General features: G+C 65.0%; 21 protein-coding genes and 6 tRNA genes. 9 read left to right on the top strand and 18 right to left on the bottom strand.

What is annotated here, in order from left to right; all coding sequences use genetic code 11:
• Positions 1–81 precede the first annotated feature (81 nt).
• The 6 genes from F2P45_RS08115 to F2P45_RS08090 form a co-directional block, all read right to left on the bottom strand.
• Complete coding sequence (locus F2P45_RS08115) at positions 82–1,239, bottom strand: VWA domain-containing protein (protein WP_166872601.1); 1,158 nt, start codon at positions 1,237–1,239, stop codon at positions 82–84.
• Entirely contained in the window at positions 1,229–3,529 is a 2,301-nt protein-coding gene (locus tag F2P45_RS08110; protein ID WP_166872598.1) for a DUF5682 family protein, read from the bottom strand. The genes F2P45_RS08115 and F2P45_RS08110 overlap by 11 nt, the downstream gene beginning before the upstream one ends.
• Before the next feature lie 4 nt (positions 3,530–3,533).
• Entirely contained in the window at positions 3,534–4,616 is a 1,083-nt protein-coding gene (locus tag F2P45_RS08105; RefSeq protein ID WP_370663222.1) for an AAA family ATPase, read from the bottom strand.
• A 5-nt stretch (positions 4,617–4,621) separates the two neighbouring features.
• Positions 4,622–6,217 (bottom strand): DUF5691 domain-containing protein, encoded by a 1,596-nt coding sequence (locus tag F2P45_RS08100; RefSeq protein ID WP_166872592.1) that lies wholly within the window; start codon positions 6,215–6,217, stop codon positions 4,622–4,624.
• Positions 6,214–7,566 carry an SWIM zinc finger family protein gene (locus F2P45_RS08095; RefSeq protein ID WP_166872588.1) on the bottom strand — a complete coding sequence of 451 codons (1,353 nt, stop codon included), beginning with the start codon at positions 7,564–7,566 and terminating at the stop codon, positions 6,214–6,216. Before F2P45_RS08095 ends, F2P45_RS08100 begins: the two co-directional genes overlap by 4 nt.
• A gap of 323 nt (positions 7,567–7,889) precedes the next feature.
• A complete protein-coding gene (locus F2P45_RS08090) occupies positions 7,890–9,395 on the bottom strand; it encodes a vanadium-dependent haloperoxidase (RefSeq protein WP_166872585.1) in 1,506 nt (501 codons plus the stop codon).
• A gap of 308 nt (positions 9,396–9,703) precedes the next feature.
• On the opposite strand from F2P45_RS08090, the gene gltX reads away from it, so the two are divergent.
• The 8 genes from gltX (at position 9,704) to F2P45_RS08050 (ending at position 13,877) form a co-directional block, all read left to right on the top strand.
• On the top strand, positions 9,704–11,098 hold the full coding sequence (gltX, locus tag F2P45_RS08085) for a glutamate--tRNA ligase (protein ID WP_187367155.1): 1,395 nt from the start codon (positions 9,704–9,706) through the stop codon (positions 11,096–11,098).
• Between the two features lie 64 nt (positions 11,099–11,162).
• Positions 11,163–11,238: transfer RNA gene (locus F2P45_RS08080), tRNA-Ala, on the top strand.
• 68 nt (positions 11,239–11,306) lie between these two features.
• Positions 11,307–11,382: transfer RNA gene (locus F2P45_RS08075), tRNA-Glu, on the top strand.
• A 139-nt stretch (positions 11,383–11,521) separates the two neighbouring features.
• A tRNA-Glu gene (locus tag F2P45_RS08070) sits at positions 11,522–11,597 on the top strand.
• A gap of 65 nt (positions 11,598–11,662) precedes the next feature.
• A tRNA-Ala gene (locus tag F2P45_RS08065) sits at positions 11,663–11,738 on the top strand.
• 55 nt (positions 11,739–11,793) lie between these two features.
• Positions 11,794–11,869, top strand: a tRNA-Glu gene (locus tag F2P45_RS08060).
• Positions 11,870–12,010: 141 nt separating this feature from the next.
• Positions 12,011–13,183, top strand: coding sequence for an elongation factor P maturation arginine rhamnosyltransferase EarP (gene earP / locus F2P45_RS08055; RefSeq protein WP_166872582.1), 1,173 nt, complete (start codon positions 12,011–12,013; stop codon positions 13,181–13,183).
• A gap of 118 nt (positions 13,184–13,301) precedes the next feature.
• On the top strand, positions 13,302–13,877 hold the full coding sequence (locus F2P45_RS08050) for an elongation factor P (RefSeq protein WP_054267202.1): 576 nt from the start codon (positions 13,302–13,304) through the stop codon (positions 13,875–13,877).
• Between the two features lie 76 nt (positions 13,878–13,953).
• Here the strand turns inward: F2P45_RS08050 and F2P45_RS08045 are convergent, their stop codons facing one another.
• The 4 genes from F2P45_RS08045 to tagH are packed head-to-tail and all read right to left on the bottom strand — an operon-like array spanning position 13,954 to position 17,499.
• A complete protein-coding gene (locus tag F2P45_RS08045; protein ID WP_166872579.1) occupies positions 13,954–14,418 on the bottom strand; it encodes a TssQ family T6SS-associated lipoprotein in 465 nt (154 codons plus the stop codon).
• A gap of 18 nt (positions 14,419–14,436) precedes the next feature.
• Positions 14,437–16,107 (bottom strand): protein kinase domain-containing protein, encoded by a 1,671-nt coding sequence (locus tag F2P45_RS08040; protein ID WP_229504968.1) that lies wholly within the window; start codon positions 16,105–16,107, stop codon positions 14,437–14,439.
• The gene (locus tag F2P45_RS08035; protein ID WP_223164694.1) at positions 16,104–16,877 is read right to left on the bottom strand and encodes a PP2C family protein-serine/threonine phosphatase; all 774 of its coding nucleotides are present in this window, start codon (positions 16,875–16,877) and stop codon (positions 16,104–16,106) included. The genes F2P45_RS08040 and F2P45_RS08035 overlap by 4 nt, the downstream gene beginning before the upstream one ends.
• Positions 16,870–17,499 (bottom strand): type VI secretion system-associated FHA domain protein TagH, encoded by a 630-nt coding sequence (tagH, locus tag F2P45_RS08030; RefSeq protein ID WP_166872571.1) that lies wholly within the window; start codon positions 17,497–17,499, stop codon positions 16,870–16,872. The genes F2P45_RS08035 and tagH overlap by 8 nt, the downstream gene beginning before the upstream one ends.
• A gap of 45 nt (positions 17,500–17,544) precedes the next feature.
• Here tagH and F2P45_RS08025 point away from each other — a divergent pair, with 45 nt between their 5' ends.
• Positions 17,545–17,700 carry a hypothetical protein gene (locus F2P45_RS08025; RefSeq protein ID WP_166872568.1) on the top strand — a complete coding sequence of 52 codons (156 nt, stop codon included), beginning with the start codon at positions 17,545–17,547 and terminating at the stop codon, positions 17,698–17,700.
• Positions 17,701–17,794: 94 nt separating this feature from the next.
• Here the strand turns inward: F2P45_RS08025 and dbpA are convergent, their stop codons facing one another.
• The 8 genes from dbpA to F2P45_RS36055 all read right to left on the bottom strand — a co-directional run bounded on the left by dbpA (position 17,795) and on the right by F2P45_RS36055 (position 25,189).
• Entirely contained in the window at positions 17,795–19,204 is a 1,410-nt protein-coding gene (gene dbpA, locus F2P45_RS08020; protein ID WP_166872565.1) for an ATP-dependent RNA helicase DbpA, read from the bottom strand.
• A gap of 96 nt (positions 19,205–19,300) precedes the next feature.
• On the bottom strand, positions 19,301–19,534 hold the full coding sequence (locus F2P45_RS08015; RefSeq protein WP_166872563.1) for a hypothetical protein: 234 nt from the start codon (positions 19,532–19,534) through the stop codon (positions 19,301–19,303).
• 94 nt (positions 19,535–19,628) lie between these two features.
• Positions 19,629–19,705: transfer RNA gene (locus F2P45_RS08010), tRNA-Met, on the bottom strand.
• 61 nt (positions 19,706–19,766) lie between these two features.
• Positions 19,767–21,890, bottom strand: coding sequence for a hypothetical protein (locus F2P45_RS08005; RefSeq protein WP_166872560.1), 2,124 nt, complete (start codon positions 21,888–21,890; stop codon positions 19,767–19,769).
• Positions 21,891–22,009: 119 nt separating this feature from the next.
• The gene (locus F2P45_RS08000; RefSeq protein WP_166872558.1) at positions 22,010–22,798 is read right to left on the bottom strand and encodes a substrate-binding periplasmic protein; all 789 of its coding nucleotides are present in this window, start codon (positions 22,796–22,798) and stop codon (positions 22,010–22,012) included.
• Positions 22,777–23,934, bottom strand: a complete 1,158-nt coding sequence (locus tag F2P45_RS07995) for a methyltransferase (protein WP_166872555.1) — start codon at positions 23,932–23,934, stop codon at positions 22,777–22,779. The genes F2P45_RS08000 and F2P45_RS07995 overlap by 22 nt, the downstream gene beginning before the upstream one ends.
• Positions 23,935–24,032: 98 nt before the next feature.
• The gene (locus F2P45_RS07990) at positions 24,033–24,872 is read right to left on the bottom strand and encodes a hypothetical protein (protein WP_166872552.1); all 840 of its coding nucleotides are present in this window, start codon (positions 24,870–24,872) and stop codon (positions 24,033–24,035) included.
• Positions 24,873–24,976: 104 nt separating this feature from the next.
• Positions 24,977–25,189, bottom strand: a complete 213-nt coding sequence (locus F2P45_RS36055; protein ID WP_166872867.1) for a hypothetical protein — start codon at positions 25,187–25,189, stop codon at positions 24,977–24,979.
• Positions 25,190–25,213: the final 24 nt, after the last annotated feature.

Here is a 25,213-nt window from a genome sequence, read left to right as displayed (position 1 = left end):
GCAAAACCGTCTTTCCCGGCCTCGGCGGCCCCCTTGGCGGGAATGACGGCTCATCGTTTATTTGTCAAAATTTAGGCTACCTTACGCCTTCACCCCCACAATCCCCACTTCCGCCGCCCACTGGCTTAGATCGCTACGCTTGATCGCCGCAGCCATCAACTCCGGGAACAGATCCGGCGTACACGCAAAGCACGGCGCCCCCAGCGCGGCAAAATACGCCGCATTCGCATGGTCGTAACTCGGCGCCCCGTGATCGTCGAGCGCCAGCAGCACGATCACCTGCACGCCCGCCGCCACCAGCGCCGCCGCCCGCTTGCGCATCTCGTCATTATTCCCACCTTCGTACAAATCGCTGATCAGCACGAAAATGGTCTCGGTCGGCCGCGTGATCAAGCCCTGGCTATACCTCAGCGCCCGGTTGATATCCGTCCCGCCGCCCAATTGCGTACCGAACAGCACATCGACCGGATCGGCCAGCATCGGCGTCAGGTCGATCACCGCCGTATCGAACACCACCACCTGGGTACTGACCGCCTTGATGGTCGCCAGCACCGCCGCGAACACGCTGGCGTACACCACCGACGGCGCCATCGAGCCGCTCTGGTCGATGCACAGCACGATATCGCGCAGCGATTGCCCCTTGCGCCCGAAGCCGATGCGCGTTTCCGGGATGATCGTCCGGTACTCCGGCTGGTAATGCCGCAGATTGGCGCGGATCGTGCGCAGCCAGTCGATTTCGTGATGGCGCGGACGGCGGTTGCGCACCGCCCGGTTCAGGCTGCCCGTCACCGCCTGCCGGAACGGACTGGCCAGCCGGCGTTCGAGCTCGTCCACCACTTGGCGCACCACGATGCGCGCGGTTTCCTTGGTCTTGTTCGGCATCACCTTGTTCAAGCTGAGCAGGGTGGCGACCAGATGCACATCCGGCTCGACCGACTTGAGCATTTCGGGTTCCAGCAGCATTTGCTCCAGGCCCAGCCGCTCCAGCGCATCTTTCTGCATCACCTGCACCACGCTCGACGGAAAATACTGGCGGATGTCGCCCAGCCAGCGCGACACGTTCGGCGCCGACGCGCCGAGCCCGGCGCCGCGTCCCGATGGCGGGTTGTACAGGGCCGACAGCGCCCGGTCCATGGCCAGGTCGTCGACGCCGAGCGCGACTTCCGGCTGGCCAGGCTCGCTGCCCAATACCATGCGCCAGCGGCGCGTTTGTTCCTGCGGGGTAATGTCATGCGCCATGAGCGGCCTCCGTTGTCGATGTCACTGCGCTGCCGCCGAGAATCATGCCCAGCACCGGCAGCACCAGCCTGGCGCGCGCTTCATCGAGGTTGCCGCCCGATGCGGCGATGCTTACCGTGCCTCCGGCGCTGCCGGCGCGTTCGCTCAGCTGGCGCCGCTCGGGTGCTTCAAAGGCGCCGAAGGTGCGGCGCAGCAGCGGCAGCAGTTCGACGAAGCTGTCCGCATCGAGGCTGTTGATCCAGGAATTGACCAGGGTCCACAAGCTGTCGTTGTGCAGCAGCAGGGCCGCGCTGCCCTGTAGAAAACCTTCGAGCCAGTTGCCGCTGGCCAAAGGCGCGCTGGCGTGCGAGCAGCGCTGCGCCAGTGCGCGCGCGGTGCGTTCCTGGTCCCAGTGTCCTTGCTCCGACAGAATACGGGCGCAGCGCCCGCTGATCAGCGGATGCGACTGTTCATTGCCCGCCACCTGGTCGAGCGCGTCGAACCAGGCGTCCAGCAGCGCTTCTTCCTGAATCAGGCGGATCGCGCGGTCGGCGGCGATGAGCTGCTTGACCAGCACCCCCGCCGGTTCGTCGGCCATGCCCAGCACGCCGTAGGGCAGGGCGATGCAGGCGCGCGTGACGAGGCCGTCGACCACCTGGCCGATGGCGCTGGTATCGGTGGCGCGCACGCTGCCGTAGCGCAGCACGCCGGCCAGCGGCGGCAGGGCCGCCAGCATGAAGCCGACGTCGGGCGTCAAGGCGCCGACTTCCTGGATGCGCCGCATCAGCAAGTCGACCGCTTGCGGCAGGTCGGCCAGCAAGACCTGTTCGATCAGGGCGGTCAGGTCGGGCAGGGTCGTGGCCTCGTTGGCCTGGCTGACCGCCTTGCCGGTGGCGGCCGCTTGCACGGTGCCGCCCCACACGTTCGCTTCGATCAGGCGGATCGCAAACTCCGGCTCCCATGCCAGGCGCCACCATTCGTGGAAGGTGCCGGACTTGCCGCTCACGCGTTCGGAGCGGCCCCACTCGACGCCGAGCAGCGCCAGGCGGTGCAGCAGCACGCTTTTTTCCAGGTGCGCCGGCTGGCGCAGGTCGAGTTCGAGCTGGCTGTGGTCGGCCTTGACCGGCAGGCGCAGGCGTTTTTGCTGGGCCTGCACATCCTGCGGCAGCGGCAGGGTCGGCACGCTGTCGGGCACCTCGCCCAGGCGGTCGTTGATCAGCAGGGCGTCGTGGATCAGGCGCAGCGGGCTGTCGTTGTCGTAGCAAAACACCGCGCGCACCGCTTCCTGCAACTCGCCCAGGCCCGGACGGGGCCGTTCGCGCATCGCCGCCAGCGTATCGGCCAGGCGCACCGCTTCGATGATGCTGGCCGAGGAGGCATCCAGGTCGTGCTTGCGCAGCAAGATGGCGACGTCGGTCAGCCAGTACAGGCTGGCCTGGGCCGGGTGGTTCCACAGGTGATGGTACCAGCCGGGCGCGCTGACCCCCGCTCCGTAGCCGCTGCGAAAGGCCAGGCGGCCGTAGCTCCACGGGGTCCAGGTCGCCGCCAGTTTGACCTTCGGCAAGCCCTTGAGCAAGTCGTTGTCGCTCTTGGCGGACGGCATGCTTGCCAGCGCCGGCACGTGGTAGGCGCCGCAGACCACGGCGATGCGCTGGTGGCCCTGTTTTTCGGCCAGGCGGATGGCGTTGCGCATCCACGCTTCGCGCTGCTGCTCGTGCAGATTGGGCGGGGCGGCGATGTCGGTGCGCACCGTGCTCATCATTTCGGCGATGGCGGCGAACAGGTCGAGGCTGTCGGCGCGCTGCTCGACCAGGTGCTCCCACCAGGTGTCGGTGTCCGAAAAGCCGGCGGCGTTGGCGAGCCAGTGCAGCGGGTCTTCGTGCAGCTCGTCGCTGTCGCTGCCGGGCGATGCCTGCGCGGCGCCGTCCTCGTCCGCTTGCTCGTCCCTATCCGCATCTTCAGCCTCGGCCGGACCGGCCTCGACAACCTCCGGCCCGGCCAGGCGATGCGCCTGCGGCAAGTCGCAAAAGCGCACCGGCACGCCGTTGGCGGTGGCGTAGCGCATGGCTTGCCATTCCGGCGAGAACGCGGCGAACGGGTAGAACACGGCGCGCTGCGGCGTGGCCGGCACGTAGACCAGCAGCGCGACCGGCGGCTTGATGGCCGGGTCGGCGGCAAAGGCGATCAGCTCGTCGGCCTCGGGCGGACCTTCGATCAGGATGCAGTCCGGGGCCAGCGCCTGCAAGGCGTGCGCCAGGCTGCGCGCGCAGCCCGGACCGTGGTGGCGGATGCCGAATAAATGAACGCTCATCGGCTCAGTTCATCACGTCGCGGCAGGCCCGGTACAGGTCTTTCCAGCCTTCGCGTTCCTTGACCACGGTTTCCAGATATTCCAGCATGACCACGCGGTCCTGGACCGGGTCCTTGACGATGGCGCCGATCATGCCGGCGGCCACGTCGGCGCCGCGCATGGTGCCGTCGCCGAAGTGGGCCGCCAGCGACATGCCGTTGGTGATGACCGAAATCGCTTCGGCCGTGCTCATGCTGGCGCTGGGGGCCTTGATCTTGCGCTTGCTGTCGCTGGTGACGCCGGCGCGCAGCTCGCGGAACACGGTGACGACGCGGCGGATTTCTTCCAGCGCCGGCACTTCGCCCGGCAACTCCAGCGCGCGGCCGAGGCTGGCCACGCGGGTTTCGACGATGCGCACTTCCTCGTCGGCGGTGGCCGGCGGCGGCAGCACCACGGTGTTGAAGCGGCGTTTGAGCGCGCTCGACAGTTCATTCACGCCACGGTCGCGGTCGTTGGCGGTGGCGATGATGTTAAAGCCCTTTTGCGCCAGCACTTCATCGTCGAGCTCGGCGATCGGCAGCATTTTTTCCGACAGGATGGTGATCAGGCTGTCCTGCACTTCGCTCGGGATGCGGGTCAATTCTTCGACGCGGGCGATTTTGCCGTCGCGCATGGCGCGCATGATCGGGCTCGGCACCACCGCTTCCATCGACGGCCCTTTGGCCAGCAGCTGCGCGTAGTTCCAGCCGAAGCGCACCGCTTCCTCGCTGGTGCCGGCGGTTCCCTGCACGATCATGGTCGAATCGCCGCTGATGGCGGCAGCCAGGTGTTCCGATACCCACGACTTGGCGGTCCCGGGTACGCCCAGCAGCAGCAGGGCGCGGTCGGTGGCCAGGGTGGCGACGGCGATTTCGATGATGCGCGCATTGCCGATGTACTTGGCGCTGATTTCCACGCCATTGTCCAGCGTGCCGCCCAGCAGGTATTTGGACACGGCCCATGGCGACAGCTTCCAGCGCGGCGGGCGCTGGCGCGTGTCGACCGCGGCCAGCGCTGCGAGTTCCTCGGCGTACTGCGTTTCGGCGTGCTGGCGCAGGATGGTAGAAATGGCGGTCATGCAGAGTGCTCCTGAAAAGGTAAGTACATATCGTGTCGGAAACGCAGGGTGCGCAGGAATTTGCCGACCGTGTCTTCCCACTGCGCGAACTCGGGGATGTCTTTCGGCCAGCCGTTTTCGTAGGCTTCGATGGCGCGCGGGTCGAGCACCAGCGCCAAGGTGGCCATGGTGTAGCTGAGCGACCAGCTTTGCAGCGTGTTGGCCGCGCAGCCGGCCTGGATGCGGCTGACCACGGCCTTGGACAAGGCCAGCGGCCAGTTGCGCTTCGCGTTCTTGGCGGCATCGTCGAGCAGGTCGATCAGGCTCGAATGGGCGCGCATCCAGGCGGCCGGGGTGGCTTCGACCAGGGTGCCGAGCAAGGCGTCGGCGGCATCCGGCGGCAGGGTGCCGAACAGGCTGAAGAAGTCGCGCGGCATGTGGGTGTGGATGCCGGTCGATTTCAGGTACAGGTCGAGGAAGGCGGTGAACCACGCATGCAGGCCGGCATCGTAGCCGGCTTGCAGGCTGCGTTGCAGCGCGCTCGACCAGCCCAGCAGCAAAGTATGTTTGAACTCGCTGCCCATGGCCAGTGTCAAACAGGTGCGCGGGGAGGCGTCGAAGCTGGTCGACCAGTGGGTCGGCGGCACGGCGGCCAGAATATCGACCACCCAGCTCGACTTTTCGCCCATGGCGGGGTACAGGCCGGCGCCGACACCGTCGCGCTGCATGCTTTTGTCGCGCTCTTGCGGTACCTCGACCAGCAGGTGGCTCGAGGCGCCGTTGCGTTCGACGCGCAGCAGCGGCAAGGCGCGTTCCAGCATGCGCTGCGCCAGTTGCGAGCCGGGCAGGCCGGCCAGCAGGCGCTGGGCCACGCTGCGCACTTCCTTGCGCTTGTCGTCGAGCGCGCTTTCCAGAAAGGCTTCGTCGGCCAGGCTCAGGCCGACCGACAGGCAGCCGAGCAGGGTGGCGCGGTGATCCGGCGTTTCGCTGGCCCAGGTCGCTTGCAGGGCCTGCACGGCGGCGCCCGTGTCGCCTGCACGCATGTCGCGCAGCGCGTTGGCACGCTGTTCGATATTGCCGTCTTCCCACAAGGCGTTGACGTCATCGGTGTCGGCGCCAACCCAGTTCCAGTCGGGATTCTGCTTCGCCAGCCAGTGGCCGCGCGCGCCCAGCACGCCTTCGATCAGGGCGCGCAGGGGACGCTGCGCGGTGCCCAGGTCCAGCACGCCCGGTAGCAGGCGCGGCGGCAGGCGGCATTGATGGGCATTCGCCAGGCGCAGCCATTCGGGGCGCACTTGCGGATAGTCATCGAGCAGCAGCGCCAGCGCTTTTTCGGCCTGCGCCGGGCAGGGGCGCAAGGCATCGCTGTCGCAGGGCGGCGTTGCCGGCGCACCTTCCGCGGCGCTGGCGGGCTGGTGGCCGGCGCGCTGCCACAGGGCGTGCGCGGCCAGCGAGAGCCACAGGTTTTCCTCTGGCGGGGCGGCGTTCGCGCCGGGACGGCTGCGCACGCTGTCGCGCAGGTCCAGCGGCAGGTCGTCGTCGAAACCGGGCGCGGCGCGCGAGGTGCCGATCTGCAGGGTTTGATGGATTTTTATCGGGAGCGGGGAACTCATGCGACGGTCTCATTGTCAAAATGATGCAAGCGGCCTTCGGCGAACACGCCGAGCGGGACGATGGCGTAGCCGTCCCACTCGCCCATCACCGTGACCGGGTGGCCGCCGCTGAGCGCGAGCAGCGGCCACAGGTGGCGAAAGCCTGCGTGCAGCGGCAGTATCCGTCCATCGGCGCCGGCAAGGTGGGGCGCCGTGCCTGCGTGCGGCACCATGGCGTCCAGCAGCAACGGAAAGCGGTCGAGGAAGGGGTTGCGCGCCAGCGCCTCGGCGTAGGCGGCCAGCGCGGTGTCCAGGGTGGGGGCGGGCGCCAGGGCGTCGAGCGTGCCGAAGGCTTCCTGCTGTTTGATCAGGGCGCGCAGCGGGTAAGCGCTGTGGTAGAAGCACAGTTCGCCATCGAACTGGGTGCCGGGTGCCAGCACCTTGTCGTAGCCCTGCGTGCCGGCGGCGTACTGCAAGATCATGGCCCAGCGCCCGCTCGCCTGCCCGCGCAGCCAGGTCGTACGTGCACGCACGCGTTCGTTGTCGCTGGTGTGCTGGGCCAGCACCTGCCAGCGGTCCTGCACGCCGGTCTGGGCCAGCACGTCCTCCTGGCTGACGCTCCAGCCGACCAGGGAGCGTACGTCGCTTTGCAGTTCCGGCGCAAGGTCAGGCAGGCGGCGGCAGGCGGTGCCGAGCAGGTAGATCGCGGCCAGTTCGCGCGCCAGCCGGGTTTCCCAGTCGGGCAGCTTGGTGTCGAAGCACATGCCGCTGGCGCGGCGCAGGCGCGCAGCCAGGCCGCCGGCCTGGGCGTCGACCATGCGGGCGGCAATGTCGGTCCAGAACGCGGGGCCGCGTGCGCGCAGGGTCGACAAGCCCTCGCGCGCCAGGTCTTCCAGCCAGGTTTGCAGCTCGACGATGCCGGCTGCGACTTTGTTGTCGCGCTTTTCCTCGCGTTTTTGCGCGGCCGCCGCTTGCGCCGCGGCTTGCTCGGGCGTGGTGGCGGCGGCTTTGTCGGCGGCGCTTTGCTGCTTCTTTTCGCTGCGCTGCTGGCGGCTGTCGAGCCAGTCGCCGACCCACTGCGGCGCTTCGGAGGCGGCGAACAGCGGGCCGTTGGCAGCGAGTAGCAGATACAGGCCGATGCCGTGCTTGCACGGAAACTTGCGGCTGGGGCAGGAGCACTTGAAAGCAGGTTCGCCGAGGTCGATCTGGGTACGGTAGGGAACTTTGCCGCTGCCCTGGCATTCGCCCCACACGGCGCTGTCGGTCCGGCCCAGGTTGCCCCATTTGGCGGGTCCGGCGAGCTGGCTGCCGGCTTTGGCGGAACTCGCATCGGGCGCCAGTGCGAGGATTTGATCGGCGTTCAAAGTCATGGAGGGGACAATGCCCACGGCTAAAGACCGTTGGCAAATGATTAAAGTTAGTAAGTTAACCGTTGGTAGCCATTTTGGGAAGTCCTTTTTTGCCGAACCGGCCCCTCAGCCATGCCAGCGCCGGATGCGGTGGGCGTAGCGCTGGTGGCCGGTTGCGCAGTGTCGATCCGCGCCAGGCGGCCGGGGGGTGTTACACGCGGCGGCTTTGACGAGGAGGGATCGGATCTGGGGGCAAGCGGCAGGCATTGATCTGGCCGCGCAGGGCTGGCGGCTGCCAGTCCGGCCGATGCCGGCCTGGCAGCGCGTGGCGGGGCGGCGTGTGGTCAGGCGTTGCCGCTCCAGAGCGCGCGTGCGCGTGCGAACGCGGTGGCGCCCACCTGGTTGCCGAGCGAGCGGCCGGCATCGCTGGCGCGCTCGAAGTGGATGCCCGTATACGTGCGCGACGCGCTGGCCTCGATGACGGCGTCGGTGAAGGTTTCCCAGGCAAGGGTGACGGGCGCCGTGGGCAGGCCAGGATCGATCAGGAGCGAGCGCGCCTGGATGGTGACCGCATGCCTGAACAAATCGCTGCCGGTAAAGCGCCGCAGCACTTCGGCCGAGGCCGCGCTGAAGGTGCTGTGTCCGGAAACATGGTCGGGGAAGGCCGGTGTGGGCGCGCTCGGCAGCTGGAAGGGCATCCAGGCCTCGCCGGGGACCGGACGCAGTCCGCCGGCCGGGCCTTCCGGGCCGAAGCTTTGAACGATGCGCCCGTTGAACAGGTAGCGGATCGCGCTGATCGGGCGCGCTGAATCGTAGGCGCGCTTGGCGTCCCAGGCGGCAATGCTGGCATCGAGTACGGCGTTGGTGAGCGCGAAAAACAGTTTCACGTCGTCATCGTCGGTGTAGCCCTTGCGCGCCGACATCAATTGGGCAAAGCGGCACCAGTACGAACCGGGCAATTCGCCGCCGGCGCCGCCGGCCCAGAAGTCGCCGATGACCTTCTGGCGCTCGCTCAAGGTGGCCTGGATCTGAACGATCTCGGCTGCCTGATCGACAAATTCCTGGGTGCCGAAGGTGGCAGGCGGGGGCGGGCGGAACTGGCTGCCCGAGGTCAGCGCGAACGGCCGCACCGTGCCCCAGAACGGGGTGAGAAAGCTCTGGGTGCGGCGCACGCCGGCGGCGTCGTTGAGCGAGAGCGGTTGCCAGCGGTCGGGGAAGACGATGTTGCTGCGCGGCGTGGGCTGGATGACCAGCAGAGGGGGATTGCGCGCCAGGTAGCCGCTGTAATCGGCGAACGGGGTGCCGCCCGGCGCCATCGTGCCTGCCTGGTTGGCGCCATCGTCGCGGCGCTTGTCGAGTACCGCCTGGGCGGCGATGGTGCCCAGGCGGGGGGCGGTGGCCGTGTTGTTGTAGGCATCGATCGGGCGGCTGCCGAGCGTGATGAGGTAGGCGGTGAGGGCGGCTTGCTGGCCGGGAAACTGATCGAGCAGGGCGGCATACGCGGCAAAGCTCATGGCCTTCGCTTTGTTGGCCGCGGTGCGCTCCACGGCCGGCCTGCGCAACTGCGCGCCCAGGTACTGTCCGAGTGCGGCATTGTCGTAGGCGGCCCAGGCTTCGTACATGGCACTGTGGACAATCGCGACCGCGCGCGCGGCCATGGTAGGCGCCATGCGCGTGGCGCGCACGGCCTCGAGCGCCTGGTTGTTCCAGCCGGTGACCGTGCCCGCTTGGGTCGGTTCCGGTTCCGGTTCCGGTGGCGGAGGAGGTCGATTGCGCGAGCCGCCGCAGGCCGTCAGCGCATTGCCGATGGCGGCAGCGCCGCCAGCCGCCAGAAAGGTGCGTCGTTTCATGGTGTGTTCCCTGTGAGATGGCTTCCGGCCGGGAAGCGCGGGGATGCCCGCAGGGGTGGTCCACGGTCGGGGGCATACGTGCGGACGATAGCCCGCCTGCGCCGGATGGGTGTTGCGGTGACTCAGGCGGGGACCGGCAGTCGTGTCAGTGTTGACGCGCTGCCCGGGACAGGCCGCAGGCGTCGGTCCCGGAGAAGTTGGCCGCAGTGTAAAAATAGGGTGCGGGCATGATGAAATCCGGTACGGTTTGATTGAGCGTGCAATGCGACGCTGTAAAATACTTCTCTTTACCTACGCATACTATTCCCATGACCGTCGTCCGCACCCGTTTTGCCCCCAGCCCAACCGGCTACCTCCACCTTGGCGGCGCCCGCACCGCACTCTACAGCTGGGCGTATGCCCGCCATTTCGGCGGCACCTTCGTACTGCGTATCGAAGACACCGACGTCGAGCGCTCCACGCCGGAAGCGGTGCAGGCCATCATCGAGGGCATGCAGTGGCTCGGCCTGACGCATGACGAAGGCCCGTTCTATCAGATGCAGCGCATGGAGCGCTACCGCGAGGTGCTGGCCCAGATGCTGGAAGCCGGTACCGCCTACCACTGCTATTCCTCGAAGGAAGAAGTCGACGCCATGCGCGAGCGCTTCACGGCCGCCGGCGAAAAACCGCGCTACGACGGCACCTGGCGCCCGGAGCCGGGCAAGACCCTGCCTGCGGTCCCCGCCGACCGCGAGCCTGTGGTGCGTTTCAAGAATCCGCTCGACGGCGCCGTCAGCTGGGACGATGTGGTCAAGGGCACGATCACGATTTCCAACAAGGAACTGGACGACCTCGTCATCGCCCGTCCGGGCGGCGTGCCGACCTATAACTTCTGCGTCGCGGTCGACGACTGGGACATGCAGATCACCCACGTGCTGCGTGGCGACGATCACGTCAATAACACCCCGCGCCAGATCAATATCCTGCGCGCGATCGGTGCTCCGCTGCCACAGTACGGTCACCTGCCGATGATCCTCGACCATGAGGGCAAGAAACTGTCGAAGCGCACCTCCGCCGTCAGCGTCATGGATTACCCCGCCAAAGGCATCTTGCCGGAAGCGATGTTGAACTACCTGGCGCGCCTGGGCTGGAGTCACGGCGATGATGAAATCTTTTCGATGGAGCAGTTCTGCGCCTGGTTCAATACCGATCACCTGACCAGCTCGGCTGCACAGTTCGACCTGGAAAAGCTGGCCTGGCTGAACAACCACTATATCAAGCAGGCCGACAACACCCGCCTGGCCGACCTGGCGCGTCCGATGATGGAAGCGCAGGGCGCCCGGTTCGACGGCGCCCCCGACCTGGCGGCCGCACTGGCGCTGATGAAGGACCGCACCAACACGATCAACGAACTGGCCGACGCGGCCATGCTGTTCTACCGCACGCCACAGCCGGATGCGGCGCTGATGACCCAGCACCTGAGCGACGCCGTCAAGCCGGCGCTGGCCCAGTTCGCCGAGCGTTGCGCCACGGTCGAGTGGACGCGCGACGCGCTGGCCGCGATGATCAAGGAAGTGCTTGCTGCTCACACGATCAAGATGCCGGTACTGGCGATGCCGCTGCGCCTCTTGCTGACCGGGCAGTTGCAGACGCCGGCCATCGACGCCGTGCTGGTGCTGCTGGGCCGCGAGCTGGTTCTGTCGCGCCTGAAAGCGGCTGTATAAATTGTTTTTCCCGGGGCTTTGCATATTGCAAGCCCTAGTATATAATTCTGCTTCTTCGACGGACGGGGGTATAGCTCAGCTGGGAGAGCGCTTGCATGGCATGCAAGAGGTCAGCGGTTCGATCCCGCTTACCTCCACCACTAATCGAAGTAGTTGTACGCAGTTGTAGTAGATTGCAGATAGATGCCACTATCTGAAGCAGTACCGGGTCCCCATCGTCTAGAGGCCTAGGACATCACCCTTTCACGGTGAGTACAGGGGTTCGAATCCCCTTGGGGACGCCAGGATTCGAGTAGTAAAATGCAGTAAGATGCAGTATAATGCAGCCGCAGTTTAGTACCACTAAACGCCCTGATACGTCAGGGTTTTTTATTGGTGCAGTAAGGCAGGTCAGGATGTAGAATACGTCCAGGACAGATTTCTGTCCCCATCGTCTAGAGGCCTAGGACATCACCCTTTCACGGTGAGTACAGGGGTTCGAATCCCCTTGGGGACGCCAGTTTTACCAGAGGGTCGTGAAAACGGTTCTTTGTTGTTCCAGCGCAGAGTAGTTCGCGTTACATGGGGGGTATAGCTCAGCTGGGAGAGCGCTTGCATGGCATGCAAGAGGTCAGCGGTTCGATCCCGCTTACCTCCACCAAGTTTTGATGTAGTCGTACATTGCAGGTAGTTGCCGCTACCTGACAACAGTTCAGGTCCCCATCGTCTAGAGGCCTAGGACATCACCCTTTCACGGTGAGTACAGGGGTTCGAATCCCCTTGGGGACGCCAGTCAGTGCAAAAAGCCGCCTTGTGCGGCTTTTTGCATTGCGCGGCCCGATACGCTCGTGCCGCCCTTGGGACGTCGTCCCCGCCTGCGCGGGGACGACGGTTTGTAAGTCAGCGGTTTTACGCTCAGAGCGATCTTCCCTCATGTCATTTAACGATCCAGCACTCACCCTCGCCCTGTTCTGCCGTGTTGTCGACAACTACGGCGATATCGGCATCTGCTGGCGCCTCGCGCGCCAACTCCAGCGCGAGCACGGCATTGCCGTCACCCTGTGGGTCGACGACCTGCCAAGTTTTCGCCGCATTTGCCCCGCGATCGACCCCGCCGCCGCGCGCCAGGAGGTCGACGGCGTGCTGGTGCGCCACTGGGCCAGCCAGGATGGTGTCTTCGCCCCTGGCGACATCGCCGACATGGTCATCGAATTTTTCGCCTGCGACATTCCGCCCGGCTATATCACCGCCATGGCCCAGTGCGAGCCGCGTCCGGTCTGGTTCAACCTGGAAGGCTTGAGCGCCGAAGAGTGGGTCGAAGGCTGCCACACCCTGCCATCGTCCCATCCGCGCCTGCCGCTGACGAAACATTTCTTCTTCCCCGGCTTCACCGCCAAAACCGGCGGCCTGATGCGCGAAGCGAGGCTCGACGACGAACGCCGCCAGTTCCAGGCCGATCCGGTCACGATGGCCGATTTTCTCGGGCAGTTCGGCGTCACCGCGAGCGAGATGGCCTCCACCAAAGTCTCTCTGTTCTGCTACCCGCACGCGCCGGTGGCGCAGCTGTTCGCGGCCTGGCAGGGCGGTTCGCACGCCATCACCTGCCTGGTGCCCGACGGCGTCGCAAAAGACGCAGTCGAAAGTTTTCTGGAAGCGCCTGCCGACCCCGGCGCCGCCCGCACCCGCGGCGCGCTGACCGTGCGCGTGCTGCCGTTCGTCGCCCAGCCCGATTACGACCGCTTGCTGTGGGCGTGCGAGCTGAACTTCGTGCGCGGCGAAGATTCCTTCGTGCGGGCGCAGTGGGCCGGGCGCCCTTTCGTCTGGCATATCTATCCGCAAGATGAAAACCTGCACCACAAAAAGCTGCGCGCCTTCCTGGACCGCTACGCTACCGGTCTCGACCGCCTGTGCGCGCTGTCGCTGTGCTGGAACGGCGCCATGCCCGGCAATCCCGATCCGGCGCCGCTGTGGCCGGCATTCCAGGCCGCTTTGCCTGAAATGCATGCCCATGCCGACGAATGGCAGCGCCGGATGTTGGCAAACGGCGACCTGACCAGTAATATGCTGATCTTTGCCTCTTCGCTTAGGTCATGCAGGCCCGGATAAGGTACAATATTCGGTTAATTTCTAACGTATTTTTACCTCGATCAAACGTGAGCTTCCGGCGTCATGCCAGCAGGCGACAGATGATTTTTATGCAACCCACTTTTTACGTACACTCTTTATGAAACCTGCAAAAGAAATTCGTGTTGGCAACATTATTATGGTCGACAGCAAGCCTATGATCGTGTTGCGTTCCGATGTCAACGGCTCGAGCCGCACGGGCTTCACCTACAAATGGAAGATGAAGAATCTTCTGAACAACAGCCCAATGGAAAACGTTTTCCGTGGCGACGACAAGTTCGACGTCGTGGTGCTGGACAAAAAGCCAGTAACGTACTCGTACTTCGCCGATCCGCTGTTCGTCTTCATGGATACTGAATACAACCAGTATGAAATCGAAGAAGAAAACCTGGGCGATGCGCTGCATTACCTGAAAGACGGCATGGAATGCGAAGCCGTGTTCTACGACGGCAAGGCCATCTCGGTCGAGCTGCCAACCACGATCGCACGCAAAGTGGCTTACTCCGAGCCAGCAGTCAAAGGCAACACGTCGGGCAACGTCCTGAAAGAAGCCAAACTGGAAAACGCCATCGAAGCGCACAGCCACTCGGTCCAGGTGCCACTGTTCGTCAGCACCGACGACGTCATCGAGATCGACACCCGCACCAATGAGTACAAGCGCGTCGTCCGTAACTGATCACGCCGCTGCTCAAAAAGAAACGCTGCCTCATGGGCAGCGTTTTTTTTCGTCGGTATCGATCGTGTGCGTTGGATTACTTGGCTTTTTTGGCCTTGGCGAAAACCGGGCCCCACAGCGGATGCCCGCTTTCGCCGGGCGCCAGCGCAAAGGCCGGATCGAGCTTGAAGGCTTTGTCGAAATGCTGGCGGCACGGCACCGGACGCGACGTCACGCAGTAGCTGAAGGCGATGTACTTGTGCGCCATGACCTGGTTGGCCTTCGAGCCGCCCGTCACATCGGCCGCGCCGAGGCGCTTGATGGCGTCGTTGTAGGAACCCTGGTTGTACAGCTCGATGCCTTCGTTCAGTGCCAGCTGGTCGGCGCTGGGCGCCTGGGTGGTGGGAACGACCGGCGCTGGAGGTCGGGGCGTGGGCGTGCGCGGCGTCGTCGGCTTGACGGCCGCGCTCGGCTTGGACGGCGCTTCGGGAGTGACGCAGCCGGACAGCGCGAGGCTGCCGGTCAGTGCGGCATACATCAGAAAGTGTTGGGATCGGTTCATGCCTCGATCTTAATGCGTTTATTTAGGCTGCGCTGTGAAATCATGTTCAATCGTGCGTGACTTGTTTTTGCTGGTATCGAGATTGACCGTAAAATCCTGGAAACCGGGATTGGCGATCCGGATCTTGTGCTTGCCGGCCGCCAGGGTCAGTTTTTTCAGCGGCGGCGTCACACCGGCTTCCTTGCCGTCGACATAGATGGTGCCCCACGGCTTGATCGCCAGCTTGTAGTTGAACGATTCCGGCGCCGCTTCCGGCACCGGCTCGGCCAGCACATCGGCGGCGGCGACACCCTCGGCCGGCACAGTCGTGGCCGCTTCCACGGTCTCGGCCCGCCCAGCCGGTTCGACCGGCGGCGTGGCCGCGACCACGGGCGGCGTCACGGCGGCTGGCGGCGGCAGGGCGGAGGCGTCGGGTATGACGGGCTGGGCCGGTGCCACCATGATCGTGTCGGACGGCTTGGACAGCAGCGAATACAGGCCCACGGCAATCGCTGCGACCATCACCACGCCGGAGGCGGCAATGCCGGTCCAGGGCGGCAAGCCCTTTTTGGCTGGCTTGACCGGTTTGGACGGCTTGTCGGCCACGTCCGGCTTTGGACGGCGCGAGGATTTGGCCAGCGGATCCTGTTTCGACGACGCCCCGGGCGACTTCGACAGGTTCGCCTTGGCTGGCGTGGCATCGGCGCCATTCGCAGGCAGCGGGCCGGTGCATGCGCTGGCGGCAGCGTCCGGCAGGCGGTCGAGCGTGGCGAAGCGCTGGGCCGGGCCGGTGGGCCGGGCGCGCGGTGCTTCGCCGCTGGTTTCGATGCCGAGCAGGGCACGGAAGGCGTCGATGGTTTGCGGACGGTCTTGCGCCAGCACCGCCAGGCCCTTGTCGATCGCCGCCAGGAAGGCCTGGCTGTAGCCGGGCAGGCCGCGTTCGGCCAGCGGCTTGACCGGATCGCGCACCATGCGCGCGATCGAGGTCGCCGGCGGTTCCTTGATGATGGCAAAAAACATCACCGCGGCCAGCGCATAGATGTCGGTGTACGGTCCCTGGTCGAGCGAGGCGTCGCCGGCGTACTGTTCCACTGGCGCGTAGCCCGGTTTCAGGATCACGGTCAGGCCGCGCGTGCGGTCGCCGATGATCTGGCGCGCCGAACCGAAGTCGAGCAGCACGGCGTCGCCGCTTTCCTGCACGATGATGTTGTCCGGCGAAACGTCGCGGTGCAGGATTTTCATGGTGTACAGCATCTCGAGGGCGTCGAGAATCTGCTTCATCACCTTCTTGCACCACGCTTCGGTCACCAGTTCCGGGCTTTGCGTGACAATATCCTTGATCGTGCGGCCATCGTAATACTGCATCGCCGTGTAGGCGGTGCGGTTCTGTTCCCAGAAACGGTGCACCTTGACCAGCGACGGGTGGTCGAACTGGGCCAGGAAACGCGCTTCGTTGATGAAGCTTTTCAGCCCCACATTGAAGGTTTCCTGGTGCCGTTCGGCACGCACCATGATGCTGTTGTCGCTGGCGCGCGCGGCCAGCACGCCCGGCATGTATTCTTTCAGGGCCACGCTGCGCTGCAGCGAATGGTCGAACGCCATGTAGACGATGCCGAAGCCGCCTTCACCGAGCACGCCGGTGATTTCGAAGTCGGCCAGCCGGGTGCCGATCGGCAGGCAGTTTTCGGAGCCGGGGGCGAGGGCGTTCATACGATCTCTCTCTCGACCCGGATGGCGTACGCGGAAAAATTGTCGCGTACCTTGTCGGTGCCTTCCAGGGCCGCGTCGGCCAGCGCGCACATGGCGGTCAGCCATTGCTCGCTGTTGCCCGATTCGGCCAGGGTGCGCTCCATCTCGTCTTCGTGTACCCATTCCCACAGACCATCGCTGCAGACCAGCAAGGCGTCGCCGTCGAGCAACTGGACCGGGCCGTCGCCGAGCGCGACCGGGGTTTCGCCTTCGGCGCCGATGGCCGCGAACAGGATGTTGCGTTGCGGATGGCTGCGCAGGTGCTCGGCGCGCGCATAGCCGGCGTCGATCAGTTGCTGGGTCAGGCTGTGGTCGCGCGTGACGCTGACCAGCTTCGCTGCCCGGAACAGGTAGACCCGGGTGTCGCCCAGATGCGCCCATAAGGCGTGGGCATTGGCCTGGTCGACCAGCAGGGCGGCCACGGTGGCGCTCATGTCGTGGTTTTGCGGCTGAGTTTGTTTGTTTTTCGCAACACTTGCGATGGCGTTGGCTGTGTACGAGAGCAAGGCATGCGCGCCGAAGGCGGGCGCGCTGGCAAATTTGTCGAGCATGGCTTCGACCACGATATTGGCGGCCACTTCGCCGCCCTCGTGCCCACCGGCGCCGTCGGCGATGATGAAGCAGGAAATATCGCCATGCTGGGCTTCGCCGACAGCGTCCTGGTTACTGGCGCGCATGCCGATTTCGCTGATGCGGGTCCAGGCCAGCCGGATCGGATTGCGCTCAACCATTGCTGGTGCCGGCATTCGCGCGCTCGACTTCCTTTTCATAGGCGGCCAGGAAGGCCGGGCCGAAAATGGTCTTGAACTGGTCTTTCGCTTCCACCTCGGCGGTGTGGTAGGCCTGTTTGTAGGTCTTCCAGCTCTCGGCCTGGCGGCGCGAAGGAATCAGGGTGCCCATCATGCCGCCGCCCGACACCTCGGTTTCGAACAGCTCCGGTTTCAGGCGCGCCATCATGGCGCCCATGCTGGCGCGGGTGCCGGCGACCATGCCTTTCTGGTGGCTGCGCAGGTCGTTGTAGGCGTCGTCGAGCGACTCGAGCGGCTCCATGAAGCCGGGCATTTTCTTGCGCAGCATCTGGGTCAGCACGGTCTGGCTGTCGGGGAAGAATTTGAGTGGGTTGTTGTTGCGCATCACCACCATCGTGACATCGGCCTTGACCTCTTGCTTGACCAGCGAACGCAGCGCCAGCAAGTCGATCGTCCCCTGCAGCGAGCTGGCCATCAGCTTGCCCATCAGCTCCATTAACTCCGGCGTCAGGCCGGAACCGAGCGCATCGGCAGGAATGCCGGCGCCGCGCAGGAAAGCCTGCTTCAGTGTTTCAATGTCATCAAGCACGACGTTATTATTCATGAGTGCGGGGCCGCAGGGAAGCGTCGATGTTTATCTCAAGCAATCATGCCAGATTTAACGATTAAGCGCATCACCCGGATGAACCTAATTTATGCATTTTGCCTCATGACAACGCAATTTGCCGCATCTTCCGGCATGAGCGCCATCATTGGCGTCATGCGCGCGTCCTTCCGCTGCATTTCTGAGCGGCAGGAAGCGTGACACGTTTAGTGTAGCTGCATAAGTGCCCCGCCGCATAGCCCGGCTTGTCGGATGCGCAACACAATGCCTTGCGAAATCGTTACCAGATGTTTCCTCAGGCGTCGATAAAGCGCATCTTGAAGCTGCGGCCCTTGATATTGCCGAAATCGCGGCCCAGTTTATTGCCCGCATTGAGGCGCTGGAACGCTTGCTCGGCCACATGGCGGTCGAGCGCGACGTAGGTCATGAATTCGAACACATTGATCTTGCCGACCTGTTCCTTGGTCAGGCCGGCGTCGCCGGTCAGCGCGCCCAGCAGGTCGCCCGGGCGCAGCTTGTCTTTCTTGCCGCCCATGATGACCAGGGTCAGCATCGGTGCCGGCGCGGCCGGCTCGCCATCGTCGGCCAGTTCCGACAGCGGATGCCAGCTGACCGGCGCGTGCTGGTATTGCTCGATCAGCTTGACCCATTTCTTTTCGTTCGGTGCGCACAGAGTCAGCGCCAGGCCCGATTCGCCGGCGCGGCCGGTGCGGCCCACGCGGTGGATGTGCACTTCGGTATCTTTCGAGACGTCGGCATTGATCACCGCGCCCAGGTTGGCGATGTCGAGGCCGCGCGCGGCCACGTCGGTCGCCACCAGCACCGAGCAGCTGCGGTTGGAAAACAACACCAGGATCTCGTCGCGCTCGCGCTGTTCCAGTTCGCCGTACAGCGCCAGCGCCGAAAAGCCCTGCGCGCGCAGTTCGTCGGCCAGTTCGCGGCAATGCACCTTGGTGTTGCAAAAGGCCAGCGCCGAAACGGGTTTGAAGTGCTTCAAGAGGCGGCCGACGGCCTGGTCGCGGTTGTCGAAGCCGACTTCATAGAAGCGCTGCTCGATCTGCTCGCCGCTGTGCTGGGCTTCGACCACGACTTCGACCGGGTTGCGCAGGAACAATTCGGTGGCGCGCCGGATATCGTCCGGGTAGGTCGCCGAAAACAACAAGGTCTGGCGGCGCGACGGGCAGGCGCTGACGATGCCGGCGATCTCGTCGTAGAAACCCATGTCGGTCATGCGGTCGGCTTCGTCCAGCACCAGGGTCTGCACCTTGGACAGGTCGATGCTGCCGCGTCCCAGGTGGTCGCGGATGCGGCCCGGGGTGCCGACCACGATGTGGGCGCCGTGTTCGAGCGAGGCGATCTGCGGGCGCATCGGCGCGCCGCCGGTCAGGGTCAGCACCTTGATGTTGCCTTCGCCGCGCGCCAGGCGGCGCAGTTCGTTGGCGACCTGGTCGGCCAGTTCGCGCGTCGGGCACAGCACCAGGCCCTGCACCGCGAACCAGGCTGGATTGAGTTTATGCAAAATGCCGATGCCGAAAGCCGCGGTCTTGCCGCTGCCGGTCTTGGCCTGGGCGATCAGATCGCGTCCGTCGAGCACGTGCGGCAGGCTCTTGGTCTGGATGTCGGTCATCTCGCGATAGCCGAGCGAGTCCAGGTTGGCCAGGAAGGTGGCGGTCAGGGGCAGGGTGGCGAAGGCGTTTGGATTCATGGCGTGCTCTGGCAAAAAAGGGAACGGACCCAGTCTAGCAGGCAAGCTGCGAGAGGGCGGATGGCGCGCCACTGTGTACTTGTGCGCGCCGGGGAATTAGGCGGCAGCCCAGTTGGGCAGGCCGGTCAGGTCGGTATTGTCTTCGCGCCGCCACACCGGCAGGCCGCTGGCGTCGGTTTCGTCGAGCAGTTCGAGTTGTTCCTGGCGGAGGGCGGCTTTGCGCTGGCGCGGCACGCTGGTGCGGCGCGCTTCGGCAGGGGGATGAACGAGCGGCGCAGCCGCGCCGAACCCCGGCAAATCGAAGGTCGCGTTATCTTTTTTGTCTCTCATGGGAGGTGCGGTGGACTGGCTTGGAGGCAGCTAGTCCCTTTCTAAAAACAAAAGCCCGGCTGTGTGAAGAGTCGGGCTCAGTTCAAAATGTGTTTGGTTGCGGGGACAGGATTTGAACCTGTGACCTTCGGGTTATGAGCCCGACGAGCTGCCAGACTGCTCCACCCCGCGTCTGAGCGGCGAATTATATAGAGGTTTTTGCAGAAGTGCAAATCCTTTGCCATTCCCGCCGCTAGCGGGGCGCGGGAATCGGCTGCAAGCGAAGAATGATCGTCTGGTCGGCGGCGGGCCGGGCGTTTTCGCCGCGCAGGGATGCAATTTCGATGCCGCGCGCGCTCAGCGCCTTGACGATGACCGCGCCCTTGCCCGACGCTTCGATCAATGCGGCAGCGTTCCTGGCGCGTGCGGCCGACAAAATGCCGTTGCGGTCGCGCATGGCGGGGGAACATCCTTTGATGGCAATCGATTCAAGCAGTTTGTTCGGAAAGCGGCAATTGACCGGCGCGCGTTTCACCACCGGGCAGTAGGCCAGCTTGGCTTTGGGGAGTGACGAGAAGCCATCGACCGTGGCGTCGAACCGGACGCCGTGCAGATCGCGATAGGTGGCCAGGCGCTGGCCGATCGCGCTCAGGGCCGGTTCAAGATCACCGGCCTGGCAAGAATCGCTGCCGAACGGGCCATCGAAGATGACCGAGTAGCCCGCCCCGTCGCGGATGCATGTCGTTCCGGCCGACAGCGCTTGAACCGCATCGCAGAGCGCCGGTACGGATTCACTCGCACCCGCCGAAGGAAGGTAAATCATGGGCGCGACAATATTCTGATTGGTTGCCGCGAATGTATTCGTATTGCTGATGCTGATATTCAGGTTGAGGGCGATCGAGGCCATGCTGACCGCATGCGAGGCGTTGGTGACGTTCAGTGCGCTCGTCAGATAGGGCGAGCCCGACACGTTCGTGGCGGTCAGCATGCCCGGTTCCAGGCGCACGGCGTCGTCGACGGTTTTTGCCGTCACCGCATCGGCCAGGCGTTCGACTGCACTCTCGTCCAGGGTCTCGATTCCCGGGAAATTGCCCACCACGCCTTTGTCGGCCTGGGCCATCAGCCTGGCAGTCATCTTTTGCTTGAGCAGGTGTTGCCGCGCCGTCCATTCGCTGACCACATACACTGAGAAAGGCGTGGTGCGAGGCGTCTCGCCGAAACTCGCCGACGCCGGCGCGTTGGCAAACATCAGATAGCCTTCTTCCCCATCCACATCCAGACTTCCTGCCTGCTTGGGCGTTTCGGCGCCATTGCCCGCCCGCCAGGGGGAATTGACGGGGGGAAGCAGTGGATATTTGTCGGTGACTTTCAAAATCAGCATGGTATCGACCAGTTCCGACAGCATGGAAAACTGGGTGCCCTTGACCAGCCTGTCGCACGCCGCCCGCCGCAGTTCCTCCATGAAGATCTGGGTGTTGCTGATGGAGTCCTTCGGGGACGCGCCCGCGTCCTTCTGGCGCTTCGCATACACTTCTTCCAGCTTGCCGTACGCATCGTTGACCGCGCTTTGAATGTTCGGCCCAAAGGCCAGATAGCCAATGCTGACGGCGCCGTAGGCCTTGTCGTCGAGGCGGTTGAGTACCGCATCCGCCGCTTTCAGCGATCCGTGCAGCAACTCCAGGCTGCGGCGCGCGACATGGGTCACTACCTGGTCGCGCAAACTGTCGTGCAGGACAAGGCGAAGATCGCCTGAAAACAAGCGCTCCATCTGATCAAGCTGGGCGCGCACATTGTGGTCCCACGCTGCCAATTCGGCTCTCGCATCGAGTTCCAGCGCCGTTCCCAGGCTGGACGTTGCTCTGCTAAGCCGGTCGAGCGCCTCGCGCAGCGCTTGCCGGTCCGTGTCGCCGTTCAGTGCCACATTGCGAATTTCATTCAGCAACGCGGTATTGCCGCTGTAAGTGGATCGCGTCGCGTTGACGAAGTGCTTCTGATAGATGAGGTCAAGCTCGTTTGCCTGACCCACCATCTTTGCAAGCTGCTCGCGGAAAGCCATTTCGGCTTTATCGAATTCTTCAACGGATGCCGCGCTGGCTTTCAATGTGGGATTGTGCTTGAATCCAGAGCGCGCAACAATCTGCTTGAGCGAGCACACTGCCAGCGGCTGGTCTTGTTGACCAATGCGGCAACTCCCGAGGTTACCCAGCGTAACGCTTGCGATGGCATCGGGCGGTTTCAGCCCGCCCGGCAACTGCGAGGTGGCAAGTCGGCATTGCTCGCTTACCTCCACCCGCTGTTCAATCGATTTGCTCAGCGTGGAGCAACCAGCGAGAAGACAGCAAACCAGACCGATGAACCCTGCATGATGTCCTCGCATATCCGTCTCCGGTGGTTGATCGCTTGTCAACCAGCGTACGTCAATCTTGTAGTTATGTCATTCAATATGTTGCGCATTCAATACGGTTCTGCAAGTTTCTTTTTGTACGGCTCGGCGCCTCAGCGCACGCCGTAGCGTGCGCGCAGCGCTTGCAGGCTGCCGTTTTTCTCAAGCCGCGCGATGGCCGCGTTGATGCGCGCCAGGTCGTCGACGGTGGTGCTGGCGCGGCTGAGCATCAAGTGCACAGGGGCCTGCTGCAGCACGAACGGAAGCTGGCGCAGCACCAGCTTCTGGCGCTGCGCTTCGTACAGCACGGCGGCGCGGTCGCCCATGATCAGCTGCGCGCGGCCGGCGCCGAGCATGCGCATGCCCTGCTCGAAGGTGCCGAACTCGAACAGGCGCCCGCCGGCGCGCAGGCTTGGCACGGCCTTCGCAAAATCGGCGCCGTACCAGCCGACGCGCGGCGCCAGTACGGCCGCCTGGCCGCGCAGCACGGCCGGCATGCTGTTGATGCCGGCGTAGCGCGCATGGTCGCGCTCCAGCGCGAACAGCGCCACCGTCTCGTGGCGGTAGGCGTCGGAAAAGCGCGCGAACCGGCGCCGCTCCGGCGTGTCGGTGGCGGCCAGCATCAGGTCGAAGTCGCCGCGCTCGAACAGCAGCATGCGCCGCACGGTCGGCAGCGGCGGCGCGGTGACCAGGGTGCAGCCGGCTTCCTTGAGGATGGCCTTGGCCATGTCCATATCGAGGCCGGTCTGGAGATTCTCTTCGTTGGTAAACGAGTAGGGCGGCCACTCTTCGCTGACCATGTTCAGCGGGCGGCTGCACGCGCCCGCCTGCGCGCAGGCGAGCAGCGATGCCAGCCCGATCGCGGCGGCCAGCAGGGCGCTTACAGTGCGCGCAGGCGCCATAGCGATGTCAGTTCGGCGGCGCGCGCGGCGTGCAGCGGGTCGGCCGCATCGCTGGCGCGCGGATGGGTGGGACGCACGTCGTGGCGTTCGATCACCGCAAGGCCGCCGGCCGCGATCAGCGCCAGCAGCTGCTCGCGCGGACGCAGGCCGAGGTGCTCGGCCAGGTCCGACAGGATCAGCCAGCCCTCGCCACCGGGCGCCAGGTGCGCCGCCAGGCCATTGATGAAGCCCTTGAGCATGCGGCTGTCGGGGTCATACACCGCGTATTCGATCGAGGAGCTCGGGCGCCCCGGCAGCCATGGCGGATTGCACACCACCAGGTTGGCGCGGCCTTCCGGGAACAGGTCGGCCTGCACCACGTCGACCGTACCGGCCAGGCCCAGGCGCTGCAGGTTTTCGCGCGCGCAGGACAGCGCGCGCGCATCCATGTCGGTCGCCACCACGCGCCCCACGCCGCGCTGCGCCAGCAAGGCCGCCAGCACGCCGGTGCCGGTGCCGATGTCGAACGCCAGCGCGCACGCGGGCGGCAGCGGCGCGTCGGCCACCAGCGCCACGTACTCGCCGCGAATCGGCGAAAACACGCCGTAGTGCGGGTGGATGCGCGCCTCCAGCGCGGCAATCTCGACCCCGTTCTTGCGCCACTCGTGGGCGCCGATCAGGCCAAGCAGTTCGCGCATCGATGCCACAAACGCTTCGTCGCCGCGCCCGTAGGCTTCGTTGCAGGCTTGCTTGACGTCCGGTGCGCGCCGCAGCGGCACCGTGTAGTCGGCCTCGAACGGCAGCAGCAGCATGGCCAGGGTGCGCGCGCGCTGCGACTGGGCCTGGCGGTGCAGGTGGAAGGCGTCGGCCGGCGAGGCGGGCGCCTTGGGCGCCTTGGCGCGCCCGCCTTTATGGTCGGCGCGCCGCGCCAGCGCCTGCAGCAGCTGGCGCGCATTGTGGAAGTCGCCGCGCCAGAGCAGGGCGGTGCCTTCGCAGGCGAGGCGGTAGGCCACGTCGGCCGGGGTCTTGTCGTCGGCGATGACGACCTTTTTTGGCGGCGGCATGCCGCTCTCGGAGCGCCAGCGCGCGCTGCGCGGCTGGCCCTCTTCGGTCCAGTGGATGCGCGCCGGTGCGTCGGCAGTGTGTTCAGGTGGCATGGGGGCGATCGGTCAGTGGTGCAAAAACGGAAAACGGCAAGCGCCCCGTGCAGGCACGGGGCGTCAATATGACTATTATACGTGGGTCTCTGGCGCCGTCAGGCGGTCGCCAGCATGCTTGCGCCCGCCGGCGCGCTGCCGTAGGAACTGGCCAGGGCCTTGCTGCGGTCCGGTACCGGCAGATCCGGCTGGTCGGCGCGCGGACGCGGCGCCAGCAGGGCGGCGCGGTCGACCAGGCGCAACAGGCGCAGGCCGAGATCGCCGCCGTTTTCGCCGGCGTTGCCGTTGACGTTGGCCTGCAGCTCGCGTCCAAGCAGCTTGAACAGGTCGTCCAGGCTGCCGGGAAACTTCACGGGCGGCAGCGGCTTGCCGGTCAGTACCAGCACATCGGGCGAGTCGAGTAGGGCCGGGCGGCTGGCCGGGGCATTCTCGGCCACCGATTCGCGGATCACGCTGGCGCTGGCCTGGTAATTGACTTCCAGCTCGAAATCGAAGGTCTGGCCGTCGGCCGTGAGCAACTGGCCGGTGCCGATGAAGCTGGCGGACTCGTTCAGGGAAAAGGCGCTGCTGCGCACGCTGCCGTTTTGCATGGCGGAGCTTGACAACGCCGATTGCGCTTGCACCGCCACGGCGTCGAAACTGACTGTGGCGCCCTTGGCGGCGTCGCCGAACAGCTTGCCCACGAAGGTATCGAGAAACTTCTGGGCGACATCGACAGTGGAGCTGGCCAGCCCGCCGACCCGGTTCATCATGCTCTGTGGCGACAAGCTGACGTTATCGTTGTACAGCGAGACCGGATCGACCACCGGCAAACGCGGGGCGATATTGCCGCTCGCCGGCGTGAGCTGCGCGCCCACCGACCGGCCGCCACCCTGCGCGACGGCGGGAAGGAGGGTGGAAGCCGGCGGACGGGCGCTCAGGGCGGACAAAAAAGACATGGCGATCAGACAATAAAAACGTTGCGTTACTGACCATAACGGCAGCCATGCCGATTACTTTAGTTATTTTTCTATTATTTTTTTGTTGCCTTGAGGCATCTCAATCAATGGTGATGGGACCATTGCCCTTCTGGCGAAGCGAGATAGGATTCAACTGCGTCCTTGCTTCCTGTCGCGTGGCGCCTGAGTTCACCGCAGGCGCACACGCCCTGGTAGGGCTGGATATGGGAGCAGGCGGAAACTTTCTGCAGGAAGACTTTGACAGGTTTCTCGCACTTGACGCATTTGAAGGTCAGCACGCGGGCGGGTTTTGACATTGGAAAGATCCGGACGTAAAAAAC

It is taken from the genome of Massilia mucilaginosa, assembly GCF_011682145.1.
Taxonomy (GTDB): Bacteria; Pseudomonadota; Gammaproteobacteria; order Burkholderiales; family Burkholderiaceae_D; genus Telluria_A; species Telluria_A mucilaginosa.
The sequence above is the reverse complement of the archived record's forward strand: the minus strand, read 5'-3'. Positions and strand labels throughout refer to the sequence as shown.